The 15,523-nt window shown below is 64.3% G+C and carries 13 protein-coding genes; 11 read left to right on the top strand and 2 right to left on the bottom strand.

Annotation, left to right across the window (positions count from 1 at the left end):
- Window positions 1-130 precede the first annotated feature (130 nt).
- Complete coding sequence (locus tag BMW76_RS18860; protein ID WP_090867742.1) at window positions 131-1,378, bottom strand: ABC transporter substrate-binding protein; 1,248 nt, start codon at window positions 1,376-1,378, stop codon at window positions 131-133.
- Between the two features lie 529 nt (window positions 1,379-1,907).
- Between BMW76_RS18860 and zwf the strand changes: the two genes are divergently transcribed.
- The 3 genes from zwf to BMW76_RS18845 all read left to right on the top strand — a co-directional run bounded on the left by zwf (window position 1,908) and on the right by BMW76_RS18845 (window position 6,216).
- Window positions 1,908-3,365 (top strand): glucose-6-phosphate dehydrogenase, encoded by a 1,458-nt coding sequence (zwf, locus tag BMW76_RS18855; RefSeq protein WP_090867740.1) that lies wholly within the window; start codon window positions 1,908-1,910, stop codon window positions 3,363-3,365.
- Between the two features lie 249 nt (window positions 3,366-3,614).
- Entirely contained in the window at window positions 3,615-4,322 is a 708-nt protein-coding gene (gene pgl, locus BMW76_RS18850) for a 6-phosphogluconolactonase (protein ID WP_090867738.1), read from the top strand.
- Entirely contained in the window at window positions 4,300-6,216 is a 1,917-nt protein-coding gene (locus BMW76_RS18845; RefSeq protein WP_090867736.1) for a bifunctional transcriptional regulator/glucokinase, read from the top strand. Before pgl ends, BMW76_RS18845 begins: the two co-directional genes overlap by 23 nt.
- Window positions 6,217-6,430: 214 nt before the next feature.
- On the opposite strand, the gene BMW76_RS18840 is transcribed toward BMW76_RS18845, so the two are convergent.
- Window positions 6,431-7,654 (bottom strand): Bcr/CflA family multidrug efflux MFS transporter, encoded by a 1,224-nt coding sequence (locus tag BMW76_RS18840; protein WP_090867734.1) that lies wholly within the window; start codon window positions 7,652-7,654, stop codon window positions 6,431-6,433.
- 217 nt (window positions 7,655-7,871) lie between these two features.
- Between BMW76_RS18840 and BMW76_RS18835 the strand changes: the two genes are divergently transcribed.
- The 8 genes from BMW76_RS18835 to BMW76_RS18800 all read left to right on the top strand — a co-directional run bounded on the left by BMW76_RS18835 (window position 7,872) and on the right by BMW76_RS18800 (window position 15,439).
- The gene (locus tag BMW76_RS18835) at window positions 7,872-8,540 is read left to right on the top strand and encodes a hypothetical protein (protein ID WP_090867731.1); all 669 of its coding nucleotides are present in this window, start codon (window positions 7,872-7,874) and stop codon (window positions 8,538-8,540) included.
- A 209-nt stretch (window positions 8,541-8,749) separates the two neighbouring features.
- Complete coding sequence (hemL, locus tag BMW76_RS18830) at window positions 8,750-10,030, top strand: glutamate-1-semialdehyde 2,1-aminomutase (RefSeq protein ID WP_090867730.1); 1,281 nt, start codon at window positions 8,750-8,752, stop codon at window positions 10,028-10,030.
- Between the two features lie 39 nt (window positions 10,031-10,069).
- A complete protein-coding gene (gene ribD, locus BMW76_RS18825) occupies window positions 10,070-11,191 on the top strand; it encodes a bifunctional diaminohydroxyphosphoribosylaminopyrimidine deaminase/5-amino-6-(5-phosphoribosylamino)uracil reductase RibD (protein WP_090867728.1) in 1,122 nt (373 codons plus the stop codon).
- A gap of 24 nt (window positions 11,192-11,215) precedes the next feature.
- On the top strand, window positions 11,216-11,830 hold the full coding sequence (locus tag BMW76_RS18820) for a riboflavin synthase (protein WP_090867726.1): 615 nt from the start codon (window positions 11,216-11,218) through the stop codon (window positions 11,828-11,830).
- 127 nt (window positions 11,831-11,957) lie between these two features.
- Complete coding sequence (gene ribBA, locus BMW76_RS18815) at window positions 11,958-13,094, top strand: bifunctional 3,4-dihydroxy-2-butanone-4-phosphate synthase/GTP cyclohydrolase II (RefSeq protein ID WP_090867724.1); 1,137 nt, start codon at window positions 11,958-11,960, stop codon at window positions 13,092-13,094.
- Window positions 13,095-13,183: 89 nt separating this feature from the next.
- On the top strand, window positions 13,184-13,702 hold the full coding sequence (gene ribH, locus BMW76_RS18810) for a 6,7-dimethyl-8-ribityllumazine synthase (protein ID WP_087733837.1): 519 nt from the start codon (window positions 13,184-13,186) through the stop codon (window positions 13,700-13,702).
- Entirely contained in the window at window positions 13,699-14,136 is a 438-nt protein-coding gene (nusB, locus tag BMW76_RS18805; protein WP_087733836.1) for a transcription antitermination factor NusB, read from the top strand. Before ribH ends, nusB begins: the two co-directional genes overlap by 4 nt.
- 109 nt (window positions 14,137-14,245) lie before the next feature.
- The gene (locus BMW76_RS18800) at window positions 14,246-15,439 is read left to right on the top strand and encodes a pyridoxal phosphate-dependent aminotransferase (protein WP_090867723.1); all 1,194 of its coding nucleotides are present in this window, start codon (window positions 14,246-14,248) and stop codon (window positions 15,437-15,439) included.
- The last annotated feature ends 84 nt before the right edge of the window (window positions 15,440-15,523 follow it).

The raw sequence follows: 15,523 nt of genomic DNA, 5'->3' as shown, positions 1-15,523 counted from the left end.
CGATACCGGAACAGCAGAGGCGCGGGTGATGCATCGCACCATCGTCGTCCGGCGCGCATGGAATCCCTGCATGTGTTCATGCAAGGCCCGGCGCGCCGGGCATTCTGCTACAACTTTGTGCTACGACTGCTTACTTGGTCTTCGCAGCCTTCGCGAGTGCGGCAACCGCGCTCTTCGAGTCTTGCGACGAGTTCATGAACTTCGTCACGACGTCCGAGATCGCGCCTGCTGCTGCGTCCGGCTGAGCCATGCCGTGAGCCAGCGACGGCACATAGCCGCCCGACTTGATGGCCGTCTGTTCATCAGCGTAGGACTTCTTCGCGCAGTCGTCGAATTTATCCATCGACACGCCCAGACGAACCGGGATCGAGCCCTTGTACAGGCTGAACTGTTCCTGGAATTCCGGGCTCATGATGGTCTTCGCGAGCGCCAGCTGACCCGGCGTTGCAGCCTTCTGGCCCTTCTGCTGGAAGAACACGAACGAGTCGACGTTGAACGTGTACGACTTCTCCGTACCCGGAACCGCCGCGCAGATGTAGTCCGAGCCGGCCTTTTTGCTCGCGTTCGCGAACTCGCCCTTCGCCCAGTCGCCCATGAACTGCATGCCGGCCTTGCCGTTGATGACCATCGCCGTCGCCAGGTTCCAGTCGCGACCGGTACGGCCGCTGTCGAAGTAGCCCTGGATCTTGCGGACCGTGTCGAACACCTGAACCATCTTGTCCGAGGTCAGCGTCTTCTGGTCGAGGTCGACGAGCGCCTTCTTGTAGAAGTCCGCGCCTTGCGACAGCACGACGTCCTCCCACAGCGTCAGGTCTTGCCACGGCTGGCCGCCCATCGCGATCGGCATGATGCCGGCCGCCTTCATCTTGTCGGCGACGGCGAAGAACTCAGGCCACGAGGTCGGCACCTTGCCGCCTGCCTTGTCGAGTGCCGCCTTGTTGATGTACAGCCAGTTGACGCGGTGCACCGAGAACGGCGCCGCGACGTAGTGGCCTTCCGCGTGCATGATCTTGTCGATTTCCGGCGGCAGGTTCTTCTTCCAGTCGCCGGCGACGGAGTCGATGTTCACGAGCACGCCTTGCGATGCCCATTCCTGGATCAGCGGGCCCTTGATCTGAGCCGCGCTCGGCGCGTTGCCCGAGATCACCTGGGTCTTCAGCGCCGTCATGGCCGCCGCGCCTGCACCGCCTGCCACCGCGAAGTCCTTCCACGTGTAGCCCTGTTTCGTCATGTCGTCCTTCAGCACGCCGACGGCCTTCGACTCGCCGCCCGACGTCCACCAGTGCAGCACTTCGACAGATTCGGCCGCCTGTGCCGTGGCGACGCCACACATCAGACCTGCGGCGCACAGGGCGCCCATGATCGCGCGGAATTTCATTGCTTATCTCCTCCAGACACCTGAACTAAAAACGAGTGGCCCCTGATGTCACCAGGGTGTGATGGTTGGTCAAACAGGCAATGCGCTGGACGGTCGAGCGTCGGACAGGCACAAGGTGAAGTGGATGTGCCGGCGTGCCGAGATTCGGCCGCGTGACGCTCAAGAGATGAGTGGTTTGCGATGCAAGAACTGTCTCCTCTTCTGATTTTTGCCTGCTTCCGCCTTCTGACTGCGGCGCGTTGCAGACTCGAGGTGGTCCGCGCACGTCATTCGCTGAAACGCATGTTCCGGCCGTCGTGCGCCGCCCGCGAAAGGCACTCTGGCGCATGCCGTAACGCGTTGTCCGTTAACATGCAGGGAAGCTACGTTCGCTCGCGAAAAGGCGCTTGTTCACAAGCCCCGCACGCTTTTTTCGCCGAATTCACGTTACCTCTTGATTTGGATTGTAGTTAAACTACAATTCAGTGTCAAAAAAAATTTTATCGGACTACGGGCGCCTTGCAGGCCCATCAGACATCCACGGAGACTCATGCAAACCGACTCCAACTTCACCTTCGTTCTCTTCGGCGGAACCGGCGATCTGTCGATGCGCAAGATCCTCCCCGCTTTGTATGAAGCACACCGCGCGGGCATGCTCGAGGCGAGCGGCAAGATCATTGCCGTCGCACGGCATGAGGAAGACCGTGGCGGCTATCTGCAGTGGGTCAATGAACACGTGAAGGCGCACGTGTCGAAGAGCGGCATTGACGAAAACGCGTGGTCAAGCTTTCTCGAACGCATCGAGTACGTGAAACTCGATCTCGGCAAGGCCGAGGACTTCGTCAAGCTGCGCGACGCGATGCAGGAACTGCCCGGCACGCGCGTGTTCTATCTGGCGACGGGCCCGTCACTCTTCGTGCCCATCTGCCGCGCGCTCGCGTCGGTGGGTCTCAACGAAAACGCGCGCATCGTGCTCGAAAAGCCGCTCGGCTACGACCTGCGTTCTTCGAATGCGATCAACGATGCCGTCGGCGAAATCTTCGCCGAAGGACAGATCTACCGTATCGATCACTACCTCGGCAAAGAGCCCGTGCAGAACCTGTTGGCGCTGCGCTTCGGCAATGCGCTCTTCGAGCCGCTGTGGCGCCGCGAGTGGGTCGAGAGCATCCAGATCACGATCGCCGAAGAACTCGGCGTGGAAGCGCGCGGCGACTTCTACGACAATACGGGCGCGCTGCGCGACATGGTGCAGAACCATTTGCTGCAACTGCTTTCGATCGTCGCGATGGAGCCGCCGCATTCGATGGATTCGGATTCCGTCCGCGATGAAAAACTGCGCGTGCTGCGCGCGCTGAAGCCGATCGATCCGCGCGATATCAGCAAGGTCGCCGTGCGTGGCCAGTATCACGCGGGCGTCATTCGCGGCACGTCGGTGCCCGCTTATGCGACCGAACCCGGCGTGAAGACGGACAGCGCGACGGAAACCTTTGTCGCGCTGAAAGTCGAGATCGAGAACTGGCGCTGGGCGGGCGTGCCGTTCTTCCTGCGCACGGGCAAACGGCTGGCCGATCGCGTTGCGGAGATCGTCGTGAACTTCCGCGCCGTGCCGCATTCGGCGCTGGGTTCGTCGTCGCTGCGGCCGGGCGCGAATCGCCTCGTGATCCGCCTGCAGCCGAACGAAACGATCCGCCTCTATTGCCTCGCGAAGAAGCCTGGCGAAGGAATGAACCTGTCGAGCGTGCACCTCGACCTCGCCTTCGACCAGTTCTTCAAGGAAGGTCAGATGGAGGCGTATCAGCGTCTGCTGCTCGACGTGATCCACGGGCGTCTCGCGCTCTTCGTGCGGCGCGACGAACAGGAAGCGGCATGGAAGTGGGTCGAGCCGATCCTCAACGAGTGGGCCGCGTCGGGTAAGCCGAAGCCGTATGCGGCGGGCACGTGGGGGCCGGCGGCCGCGAGCGCGATGCTTGCACAGCACGACACCTGCTGGCTCGAAGAAGAGAATTAAGGAAGTGCGGCGCGTTGAGTTTTGGTTTGCGATGATCGATGTCTTTGCATCGACGTTCCACCCGACGCGCCGCTTGCAGTACGGCATGAACAGCTGCACGGGAACCCGGTGACACACGTGACACAGGACCGGTCGCGGCAGCAGCGGATAAGGCACCATCGGGCAACATCGGGCAGCATCGGCTCGTGTGATCGCCGATGCCGCCCCGCAGCACTTCAGATCTAACAAAGAAAGCAGCATGGAGGAGAAGTGATCGAGCTTCACGCTTTCGACGACCCGCGCGCCCAATCCGACGCGCTGGCGAAGGCGGTCGGCGACGCGCTACATGCGTCGCTCGCCGCCCGTGCGAGCGCAACCGGCGCGCGCCCGACGACCCTTGCCGTGTCCGGTGGCACGAGTCCGCGTCCGTTTCTGCAAACGCTATCCACGCAGCCGTTCGACTGGAAGCGCATCGCCGTCACGCTCGTCGACGACCGCTGGGTGCCCGAAACGGATGACGCAAGCAACGCGCGCCTCGCCCGCGAGACGCTGTTGCAGAACGCCGCGCGTGAGGCGATCTTCCTGCCGCTCGTCGACACGGCGCAATCGCTCGACGCTCATATCGCCGCGTTGAATCGCGATGTCGCGCGCGGCGATCGACACCTGCCCGATGTGGCCGTGCTCGGCATGGGCGAAGACGGCCACACGGCGTCGATTTTCGCGGACGCGCCCGAATGGGAGCACGCGGTCTCGACGGCCGATGCGTTCGTCGCCGTGCATCCCGGCGCCGCGCCGCATGCGCGCGTGAGCTGGTCGATGTCCGCGTTGAAGAAAGTCGACCGGCTGTTCCTGCTGATCGCCGGTCAGAAAAAGCTCGACGTGCTCAAAGCCGCCGCAGCCGCCCCACAAAAAAATGCCATCTCGACGTTGGCGAACGACAAGGGAGTAAGACTCGATGTCTACTGGTGTGCAAACTAAGGCTGCCCCTGGCGCGGGCCAGCACGCCGACGGACCGAGGCTGCTTGCCGACATCGGCGGCACCAATGCGCGCTTCGCGCTTGAAACCGGTCCCGGCGAAATCACGCAGGTTCTCGTCTATCCATGCGCGGACTATCCGGGTGTCGCAGAGGTCATCAAGAAGTATCTGAAGGACAGCAAGATCGGTCGCGTGAATCATGCGGCGATTGCGATTGCGAATCCCGTCGATGGCGATCAGGTCAGCATGACCAATCACGACTGGACGTTCTCGATCGAAGCGACGCGCCGTCAGCTCGGCTTCGACACACTGCTCGTCGTGAACGACTTCACCGCGCTCGCGATGGCGCTGCCGGGCCTCACCGATTCGCAGCGCGTGCAGATCGGCGGCGGCACGCGGCGGCAGAACAGTGTGATCGGCCTGCTCGGCCCGGGCACGGGCATGGGCGTGTCGGGCCTGATTCCCGCCGACGACCGCTGGATCGCGCTCGGCAGCGAAGGTGGCCACGCGACGTTCGCGCCGATGGACGAGCGCGAAGACCTCGTGCTGCAGTACGCGCGCAAGAAGTGGCCGCATGTGTCGTTCGAGCGCGTTGCCGCCGGGCCGGGCATCGAAGTGATCTATCGCGCGCTCGCGGCTCGCGACAAGAAGCGCGTGCCCGCGACGCTTGAAGTGTCGGATATCGTCAAGAAAGGCCTCGACGGCGATCCGCTCGCGGCCGAAACGATCGACGTGTTCTGCGGCATTCTCGGCACGTTCGCGGGCAACATCGCGGTGACGCTCGGCGCGCTGGGCGGCATCTATATCGGCGGCGGTGTCGTGCCGCGTCTGGGCGACGTGTTCGCGCGCTCGTCGTTCCGTCAGCGCTTCGAGGCGAAGGGTCGCTTCGAGGCGTACCTGAAGAACGTGCCGACGTACGTGATCACCGCGGAATATCCAGCGTTTCTCGGCGTGTCGGCGATTCTCGCGGAGCAGCTGTCGAATCGCGCGGGCGGCAGTTCGTCCGCCGTGTTCGAGCGCATCCGGCAGATGCGCGATGCACTGACGCCCGCGGAGCGCCGCGTCGCGGATCTCGCGCTCAATCACCCGCGCTCGATCATCAACGATCCCATCGTCGACATCGCGCGCAAGGCCGACGTGAGCCAGCCGACCGTGATCCGCTTCTGCCGTTCGCTCGGCTGCCAGGGCCTGTCCGATTTCAAGCTGAAGCTGGCGACGGGTCTGACGGGCACGATTCCCGTGTCGCACAGCCAGGTGCATCTCGGCGACACGGCGACGGACTTCGGCGCGAAGGTGCTGGACAACACCGTCTCCGCGATCCTGCAGTTGCGCGAGCATCTTAACTTCGAGCATGTCGAAACGGCCATCGATCTGCTGAACGGCGCGCGGCGCATCGAGTTCTATGGCCTCGGCAATTCGAACATCGTCGCTCAGGACGCGCACTACAAGTTCTTCCGCTTCGGCATTCCGACGATCGCTTATGGCGATCTGTACATGCAGGCGGCGTCGGCGGCGCTGCTCGCCAAGGGCGATGTGATCGTCGCGGTGTCGAAGTCGGGCCGCGCGCCCGAACTGCTGCGCGTGCTCGAAGTGGCGATGCAGGCGGGCGCGAAGGTGATCGCGATCACGTCGAGCAACACGCCTTTGGCCAAGCGTGCGACGGTCGCGCTGGAAACCGATCACATCGAGATTCGCGAGTCGCAACTGTCGATGATCTCGCGCATCCTGCATCTGTTGATGATCGACATCCTGGCTGTCGGCGTGGCGATCCGTCGGGCGGCGCCGGCGGCGGACGTCAGCGCTGCCGTGGCGAAGGCACGCAAGGACGCCGACGACGATACGACGGCCGTGCTCGATTGGCTTAGTCACGGAGCAGCGGCCTCGCCGAAGGACTAGTCTGCGCTCTCGACTAGTCTGCGCTCTTGTTCGGGCAGTGCGTTTCAGCAGTAAAAAAGCCGGACCTTTTGTCATTCAGCAACAGGTCCGGCTTTTTGTTGTCCGCCAGTTCGCTTCTTGTGTTGTCTCGTGTGTCGCTTCGCACGTTCTCTCGTGTGTCGCTCTTCGCGCGTCGTCTCGCCCGTTGCCTCGTACGCCGTCTCGCGCGTGGGCGTCAGGCCACCGAAGTCCGCGACACGGGCCGCCCATGCCAACGCCTCACCAGAAACCGTCCGACGAAGCACAGCGATCCCGCGACGGCAATCGTCACGCCCATCCCTTGCGGCGAGCCGTCATGCCACAGCCCGACGGCGAAACTCGACAGCGCACCGAACGCCAGTTGCATCGCGCCGAATACGGCCGCCGCCGCGCCCGCGTTCTGCGGATAGCGATGCATCAGATCAGTCGTGCAATTGGCCGATAGCACGCCGACCACGCCCACCACGAAGAACAGCCCGGCGACGATCGACCACAGCCCGCCCCACCCCGTCAGACACATCAGCGCGACGTACAGCGACGCGACGAAGCTGATCGTCGCAGCAACCGAGATCACAGGCAGCGGCCCCGTGCGTCCGACGACGCGCGTGTTCACGAAGTTGCCGAGCATAATGCCGACGATGTTCAGCCCGAACAGAAAGCCATAGTGCTGCGGCGATACATGGAAGTACTCGATATAGACGAACGGCGTCGCGGTGATATACGCGAACATCGACGCGAACGCCATGCCGCCGCACAGCATGTGCCCCCACGTGACGGGGTCCTTCAGCAGCGTGCCGTACGCAGCGAACGACTGGAGCACCGCGCCGTGCGCGCGCTTTTCACGCGGCCAGGTTTCCGGCACGCGCAGGAACGCGGTCGCGGCGCACAGAGCGCCGAAGAGCGTCAGCGCAACGAACACGACGCGCCAGCCGCCGAGCAGCAGCAACTGTCCGCCGATCAGCGGCGCAAGCAACGGCCCGATCGACGTGACGATGGCGAGCATCGACAGCACGCGGGCTGCGTCGGTCGGGCCGTGCGCATCGCGGGCGATCGCGCGCGCGAGCACGGACGCCGCGCCCGCGCCGAGCGCCTGCACGAAGCGGAACGTGACGAGCGCGCCGATCGACAGCGACACTGCGCAGGCGATCGTTGCGAGCGTGTACATGATGATGCCGCCGAGCAGCACGGGGCGCCGCCCGTACGCATCCGACATCGGCCCGTACAGCAGCATCCCGACCGAGAAGCCGAGCATGAAGCTGGTCAGCGTGCCCTGCGCCGCGCCCGCGCTGACGTTGAACGCCTGCGTGATCGACGGCAGGCTGGGCAGGTACATATCGATCGAAATCGGCCCGCACGCGGCGAGCGCGCCGAGCAGCAGAATCAGCCGGGCATCCGGCCCGGATCTGACAGCATGAGACATGGGATTCCAGTGAGAAGCGACACGCAAAGACCGGCCGATGGGCGGCGATCCAGCGGACCGTGCGGGGTCGCGGATACGGCCTGAGATTGTAACCGACGTTAAATATCGCCACGTTTGACGCGGTCCTTGCTCGCGCTGGAAACACGCCTTCTCCGCCTTATCGGTTAAGCTGGCCATCCGTTCCTTCCAGTTTCTTCCACTCAGACATTCCACGCAGATGACCGCCTTTCTGCTGATCTGGAGCCCCAGGAAGTGGCCGTGGCCCGAACTGCCGGACGTGGCAAAGCGCGTCGCGGCGGGCGAAGCCGTCACCGACGTCTGGGGCTGCGGCTTTTCGCGCAGCATCGTGCCGGGCGACCGCGTATTCATTCATCGAGTGACGCTGGAGCCCAAGGGCGTGTTCGCGTCGGGCTACGTGACGCGCGCGCCATACGAAGTGCCCGACGCAACCAGGAAGCGCGGCTACCGGCTGTGCATCGACTTCGTGTACGACTATCTCGTCGATGCGCATCGTGAAGTCGTGATCTCCCGCGACGAACTGCGCCATCACCCTTTCTCCGTCCAGACGTGGGACGCACAAACCTCAGGCATCTCGATCAAGCCGATCGCCGAGGGCGCGCTCGAAAAGCGCTGGCTCGAACGGACGGGCAAGCGTGCGCGGCCTGCCGTCGCACAGCGTGCGGACGAACCGGCGAAATCGACGAAAGAGCAAGCGACGCAAGCGTGGAGCGAAGCGAACAAGGCCGCTGCCGGCAAACGGGCGGCGCGGGTCGCGATGTACTTCAACAAGGCAAAGCGCCCAGGCAGCGCGCCCGGCGACGGCGAAGGCAATAACGGCGGCAACTCGGGTCGCAACCCGGGCGGCAAGCGCGGCGGCGACACCTGAACGCATAAGGCAGCGCCCCGCCACGCCTTCCCGCTCACGGCCGATTCCACACGACTCCGGTACAATTTCGTGAGGTCATTCTTACGGTCGTGCGTTCGTTGCATGCTTACGCGTGCCCGTTCGCAGCGCATCGATACCGCCCTTGTACCGCACTCGCGCGTGTTGCAGCCATTCGGCGCGCGAGCCCAACCCAAGCAGGTCCAACGCTCATGTCCAGCAATCAAGAACTCTTCGACCGCGCCCAGAAAACCATTCCGGGCGGCGTCAACTCGCCCGTGCGCGCCTTCCGTTCGGTCGGCGGCACGCCGCGCTTCATCGAACGCTCGCAAGGCGCGTATTTCTGGGACGTTGAGGGCAAGCGCTATATCGACTACATCGGCTCGTGGGGGCCGATGATCGTCGGCCATGTGCATCCTGAGGTGCTGGAGGCCGTGCAACGAGTGCTGGTTAACGGCTTCTCGTTCGGCGCACCGACGCAAGCCGAGGTCGAGATCGCCGAGGAAATCTGCAAGCTCGTGCCTTCGATGGAACAGGTGCGGATGGTGTCGAGCGGCACGGAAGCGACGATGAGCGCGCTGCGCCTCGCGCGCGGCTTCACGAACCGCAGCCGCATCGTCAAGTTCGAGGGCTGCTACCACGGCCACGCGGACAGCCTGCTCGTGAAGGCAGGCTCGGGCCTGCTGACGTTCGGCAATCCGACGTCGGCGGGCGTGCCCGTCGATATCGCGAAGCACACCACTGTGCTCGAATACAACAACGTCGCGGCGCTCGAAGAGGCATTCAAGGCGTTCGGCAACGAGATCGCTTCCGTGATCGTCGAGCCGGTGGCGGGCAACATGAACCTCGTGCGCGCGACGCCGGAGTTCCTGGGCGCGCTGCGCCGCCTCTGCACCGAATACGGCTCGGTGCTGATCTTCGACGAAGTGATGTGCGGGTTCCGCGTCGCGCTGGGCGGCGCACAGCAACTGTATGGCATCACGCCGGACCTCACGTGTCTCGGCAAGGTGATCGGCGGCGGCATGCCGGCAGCGGCGTTCGGCGGACGGCGCGACATCATGGCCCATCTCGCGCCGCTCGGCGGCGTCTACCAGGCGGGCACGCTGTCGGGCAACCCCATCGCGGTCGCGGCGGGTCTCAAGACGCTGCAACTGATCCAGGCGCCGGGCTTCTACGACACGCTCTCGCGTCAAACGACGCGTCTCGTGCACGGCCTCATTGAAACCGCGCGCGAAGCGAACGTACCGTTCACGGCGGATTCCGTCGGCGGCATGTTCGGCCTGTACTTTTCGGCGAACGTGCCGGGCAGCTTCGCGGAAATCTCGCGCTGCGACGTACCGCGCTTCAACGCGTTCTTCCACAAGATGCTGGATGCGGGCGTGTACTTCGCGCCTTCCGCGTACGAGGCAGGCTTCGTGTCGAGCGCGCACGACGACGCGATCATCGACGCGACCATCGATGCCGCGCGCGGCGCATTCAAGTCGCTCGCGTGAACCGCGTTGACGAAACCTTGAACGGATAACGCCAAACCGATGTTCTCGCAGACCGATTTCGTCCACATGGAGCGCGCGTTGGCCCTCGCCTGGCGCGGCCTGTACACGACCGACCCGAATCCGCGTGTCGGCTGCGTGCTGGTGAAGAACGGCGAGGTGATCGGCGAAGGCTACACGCAGCCCGCCGGTCACGATCATGCGGAAATCCAGGCGCTGAAGGACGCACGCAAGCGCGGCAACGATCCGCGCGGCGCGACTGCTTATGTGACGCTCGAACCGTGCAGCCACTTCGGCCGCACGCCGCCGTGCGCGAACGCGCTGATTGAAGCGAAAGTTGCGCGCGTGGTCGCCGCGATGGAAGACCCGAATCCGCGCGTGTCGGGACGCGGCCTGTCGATGCTGCGCGACGTGGGCATCGAAGTGCGCTGCGGGCTGCTCGAAGCGGAAGCGCGCGAACTGAACATCGGCTTCGTGTCGCGGATGACGCGCGGCCGCCCGTGGGTGCGGATGAAGGTGGCGGCATCGCTCGATGGGCGCACAGGCTTGCCGTCGGGCGAGAGCCAATGGATCACGGGAGAGGCGGCGCGCAACGACGGCCACGCATGGCGCGCCCGCGCGTCGGCGATCCTGACAGGCATCGGTACCGTGAAGGAAGACAATCCGCGCATGACCGTGCGCGCCGTCGATACGCCGCGACAGCCGCACCGCGTGCTGATCGACAGCCAGCTCGAGGTGCCGCCCGACGCGCAGATTCTCGCTGGCGCGCCGACACTGATCTTCTGCAGCCGGCTCACGCCGCTTCTCGAAGAGCGCGCCGCCGCGCTGCACGATCGCGGCGCCGAAATCGTGCCACTTGCGAACGAAAACGGAAAAGTCGACCTGCCGAAGATGCTGGAAGAGCTCGGCAAGCGCGAAGTCAATGAGCTGCACGTGGAAGCGGGCTACAAGCTGAACGGATCGCTGTTGCGCGAAGGCTGCGTCGACGAGCTGCTCGTCTATCTCGCGCCGAGCCTGCTCGGCAACGACTCGATGAGCATGTTCAATCTTGCCGCGCCGGGTTCGCTCGACGCACGCACGCAACTCGAATTTCATGCCGTGGACCGGATCGGCAGCGACGTGCGAATTCTCGCGCGCCTGATGCCAAAGCCGCCCGGACACTGACCGATAGATATAGGAAACGACACGATGTTTACGGGAATTGTCGCGGCTGTCGGCCGCATCGCATCGATAAAGCCGCTCGGCAGCGAACCGGACGCGGGCGTACGCCTGGCCGTCGACGCGGGCGGCCTCGATCTGGAGGACGTGCAATTGGGCGACAGCATCGCGATCCAGGGCGCCTGCATGACCGTGATCGAAAAGACGTCGACCTCGTTCGACGTGGACGTCTCGCGAGAAAGCCTGAACCGCACGGCGGGCCTGGCCGATACGGGCGAAGTGAACCTGGAAAAGGCGCTGCGCTCGCACGACCGGCTGGGCGGCCATATCGTATCGGGCCATGTGGACGGCCTCGGCACGGTGACGCGCTTTGCGCGCGTCGGCGAATCGCACGAGCTGCGCGTGCTCGCGCCGCGCGAGATCGGCAGGTATCTGGCGTACAAGGGCTCGATCACCGTGAACGGCGTGAGCCTCACCGTGAACTCGGTGACGGACCGCGACGACGGCTGCGAGTTTTCGATCAATCTGATTCCGCATACGGTTGAAGTGACCACGCTGAAGGCGTTGAAGGAAGGCACGCAGGTGAATCTGGAGATCGACCTGATCGCGCGCTACGTCGAGCGGATGCTCAACGCACCGAAGTAATTTCGCCTTCCAGTCTCGCGTACGGGAACGCGGCTGGACATTCGTCCGGACGGCATATGCCGTTCGGACGGGCGACTTGTGGGGCGGCGTGGCGTAAAATACGCGCTTTCCCAAACTTCTCGCCAACATGACCCTCGCCTCCACCCTTGAAATCATCGCCGAGCTCAAAGCTGGCCGGATGGTGATTCTTGTCGACGAAGAAGACCGCGAAAACGAGGGCGACCTCGTCATCGCAGCAGAATTCATCACGCCGGAAGCGATCAACTTCATGGCTCGTTACGGCCGTGGCCTGATCTGTCTGACGCTCACGCAGGAACGCTGCAAGCTGTTGAACCTGCCGCTGATGACGCACCGCAACGGCACGCAGTACGGCACCGCATTTACGGTCAGCATCGAAGCAGCCGAAGGCGTCACGACGGGTATTTCGGCGGCGGACCGCGCGCATACCATCGCCACGGCTGTCGCGGCGAACGCGCGCACCGAGGACATCGTCCAGCCGGGCCACGTGTTTCCGATCATGGCGCAGCCGGGCGGCGTGCTGGTGCGCGCCGGTCACACGGAAGCCGGCTGCGATTTCACGGCGCTGGCGGGGCTCACGCCCGCCGCGGTGATCTGCGAAATCATCAAGGACGACGGCACGATGGCCCGCCTGCCCGACCTGATGACGTTCGCGCAAGAACACGGCCTGAAGATCGGTACGATCGCCGACCTGATCCACTATCGCAGCCGCACGGAATCGATCGTCGAGCGCGTGTGTGAACGCACGATGCAGACCGTGCACGGCCCGTTCCGCGCGGTCATGTATCTGGACCAGCCGAGCGGCCAGCCGCATATGGCGCTGGTGCGCGGCACGCCCACGCCCGACCGCGAAACGCTCGTGCGGGTGCACGAGCCGCTGTCGGTGCTGGACCTGCTCGAAGTGGGCCGCTCCACGCACTCGTGGACGCTCGACGCAGCAATGAAGGAAATCGCCGAGCGCGATCACGGCGTGATCGTGCTGCTCAATTGCGGCGACTCGAAAGATCATCTGATCGACGTATTCAAGGCATTCGACGAAAAGAGCCGGGCCGAGGCGCTCAAGCGCCGCCCGGTGGACTTCAAGACGTATGGCATCGGCGCGCAGATTCTGCGCGAACTCGGTGTCGGCAAGATGCAGGTGTTGTCGACCCCGCGAAAGCTGGGCAGCATGTCCGGCTACGGGCTCGAAGTGACCGGCTTCGTACCGATGCCGGGCAGCGCGGCCGAAAAGCCGCAAAACTGCTGAACGCTTCAACCGCTTTCACGCTCAGTTACCGCTCAGTTACCGCTCAGTTTTCGCTAACCTGCGCTTAACCAACACATTACGGACCTCATATGGAAATCGGACAATACCAACCGAATCTCGACGGCGACGGTCTGCGCATCGGCATCGTCCAATCGCGCTTTAACGAGCCCGTCTGCAACGGCCTCGCTGACGCATGCATCGAAGAACTCGAACGCCTCGGCGTGACGGGCGAAGACGTGCTGCTCGTCACCGTGCCGGGCGCGCTGGAAATCCCCCTTGCGCTTCAGAAGCTCGCGGAAAGCGGTCAGTTCGACGCGCTGATCGCGCTCGGCGCGGTCATCCGCGGCGAGACGTATCACTTCGAACTCGTGTCGAACGAAAGCGGCGCGGGCATCTCGCGCATCGCGCTCGACTTCGGCATTCCCGTCGCGAACGCCGTGCTGACGACCGAAACGGACGAACAGGCCGTCGCGCGCATGACCGAGAAAGGCCGTGACGCGGCGCGCACCGCTGTCGAAATGGCGAACCTCGCGGTCGCGCTCGAACAGCTGGACGGCGACGAGGACGAAGAAGGCGAAGACGAGGACGACGAAGAGGAACGGGCATGAAGAGCGCACGCCGACGCTCCCGCGAACTGGCCACGCAGGGGCTTTATCAGTGGCTGCTGTCGGGTTCGCCGGCAGGTGAAATCGACGCGCAGCTGCGTGGTGCCCAGGGTTTCGACAAGGCCGACCACGAGCATCTGGACGCTATCCTGCATGGCGTGATCCGCGATTCGGAAGCACTGACCGCCGATCTCACACCGTGCCTCGACCGCCCGATCGACCAGCTGTCGCCTGTCGAACGCGCAGTGCTACTGGTCGCGGCCTACGAGCTGAAGAATCAGGTCGACATTCCGTATCGCGTCGTCATCAACGAGGCCGTGGAACTGGCGAAGACCTTCGGCGGCGCAGACGGCTACAAGTACGTGAACGGCGTGCTGGACAAGCTTTCGGCAAAACTGCGCGTCGCCGAGACGCAGGCGGCCGCTCGCAAGCAGTAAGCGTGGCTGGCTTCTGTCATCGCTGATGCAGGCGGGCCCGGCATAACGCGGGCCCGCTTTTGTTTTTGCGCAGCTGACTTTGCGTTCCTGTTTGAACTGGACTCATCGAATGAACAGCATCACCGAACCCCTCGTGAAACTGGCCGCGCGCGTCGACGCGATCCAGCCGTTCTACGTGATGGAACTGGCCAAGGAAGCGGCGCTGCTGGAGCGCGCGGGGCGCGACATCATCCATATGGGTATCGGCGAGCCGGACTTCACGGCGCCGGAGCCCGTCATCGAGGCCGCGACGGAAGCGTTGCGGCGCGGCGTCACCCAATACACGAGCGCGCTTGGCGTTCATGCGCTGCGCGACGCGATCGCCGGGCACTACAAGCATGCGTATGGACTCGACGTCGATCCGGCGCGGATCGTCGTGACGGCGGGCGCGTCGGCGGCGTTGCTGCTGGCGTGCGCGGCGCTCGTCGATCGCGACGACGAAGTGCTGATGCCCGATCCGAGCTATCCGTGCAACCGCCATTTCGTCGCCGCTGCCGAGGGCAAGCCGGTGCTCGTGCCGAGCGGCCCTGCCGAACGGTTCCAGTTGACGGCAAGCGACGTCGAGCGTCTGTGGAACGAGCGCACGCGCGGCGTGCTGCTCGCTTCGCCGTCGAATCCGACGGGCACGTCGATCGAGCCTGCCGAACTGAAGCGGATCGTCGAGACCGTCCGCGCGCGCGGCGGCTTCACGATCGTCGATGAGATCTATCAGGGCTTGAGCTATGACGCACCGCCCGTGTCGGCGCTTTCGTTCGGCGACGATGTCGTCACCGTCAACAGTTTTTCGAAGTACTTCAACATGACGGGCTGGCGGCTCGGCTGGCTCGTGGTGCCACCGGCGCTCGTCGGCGCGTTCGAGAAGCTCGCGCAGAATCTGTTCATCTGCGCATCGGCGCTCGCGCAGCACGCGGCGCTTGCCTGCTTCGAGCCAGAAACGCTCGCAATCTACGAATCGCGCCGGATGGAGTTCAAGCGCCGCCGTGATTTCATCGCGCCCGCGCTCGAATCGCTGGGCTTCACCGTGCCCGTCATGCCGGACGGCGCCTTCTACGTCTACGCCGACTGCCGCAGCGTCGCGCATCCGGCTGCGGGCGACAGCGCCGCGCTGACCAAGGCGATGCTGCACGATGCGGGCGTCGTTCTCGTGCCGGGCATGGACTTCGGCTCGTACCAGCCGCGCGAGTACATCCGGCTGTCGTATGCGACCGCGTATTCGAAGCTCGAAGAGGCTGTCGAGCGTTTGCGGAAGCTGTTCCGCGGTTGATCCCGAGCGGGGCGGGAGCCGTACGTGAGGCGGCTCTCGTCGAGCGGAAGAAGCGGACGCGGATGCTTCAGAAACCAGTAAGAC

This window comes from Paraburkholderia diazotrophica, from assembly GCF_900108945.1.
Taxonomy (GTDB): Bacteria; Pseudomonadota; Gammaproteobacteria; order Burkholderiales; family Burkholderiaceae; genus Paraburkholderia; species Paraburkholderia diazotrophica.
The sequence above is the reverse complement of the archived record's forward strand: the minus strand, read 5'-3'. Positions and strand labels throughout refer to the sequence as shown.

What these genes read in the sequence shown, in the direction of transcription:
- nusB (WP_087733836.1), top strand. Translation starts at nt 13,699, where the DNA reads ATGAAGAGCGCACGCCGACGCTCCCGCGAACTGGCCACGCAGGGGCTT.
- BMW76_RS18840 (WP_090867734.1), bottom strand. Translation starts at nt 7,654, where the DNA reads ATGTCTCATGCTGTCAGATCCGGGCCGGATGCCCGGCTGATTCTGCTG.
- ribBA (WP_090867724.1), top strand. Translation starts at nt 11,958, where the DNA reads ATGACCCTCGCCTCCACCCTTGAAATCATCGCCGAGCTCAAAGCTGGC.
- hemL (WP_090867730.1), top strand. Translation starts at nt 8,750, where the DNA reads ATGTCCAGCAATCAAGAACTCTTCGACCGCGCCCAGAAAACCATTCCG.
- BMW76_RS18800 (WP_090867723.1), top strand. Translation starts at nt 14,246, where the DNA reads ATGAACAGCATCACCGAACCCCTCGTGAAACTGGCCGCGCGCGTCGAC.
- BMW76_RS18835 (WP_090867731.1), top strand. Translation starts at nt 7,872, where the DNA reads ATGACCGCCTTTCTGCTGATCTGGAGCCCCAGGAAGTGGCCGTGGCCC.
- BMW76_RS18860 (WP_090867742.1), bottom strand. Translation starts at nt 1,378, where the DNA reads ATGAAATTCCGCGCGATCATGGGCGCCCTGTGCGCCGCAGGTCTGATG.
- BMW76_RS18845 (WP_090867736.1), top strand. Translation starts at nt 4,300, where the DNA reads ATGTCTACTGGTGTGCAAACTAAGGCTGCCCCTGGCGCGGGCCAGCAC.
- ribD (WP_090867728.1), top strand. Translation starts at nt 10,070, where the DNA reads ATGTTCTCGCAGACCGATTTCGTCCACATGGAGCGCGCGTTGGCCCTC.
- zwf (WP_090867740.1), top strand. Translation starts at nt 1,908, where the DNA reads ATGCAAACCGACTCCAACTTCACCTTCGTTCTCTTCGGCGGAACCGGC.
- BMW76_RS18820 (WP_090867726.1), top strand. Translation starts at nt 11,216, where the DNA reads ATGTTTACGGGAATTGTCGCGGCTGTCGGCCGCATCGCATCGATAAAG.
- ribH (WP_087733837.1), top strand. Translation starts at nt 13,184, where the DNA reads ATGGAAATCGGACAATACCAACCGAATCTCGACGGCGACGGTCTGCGC.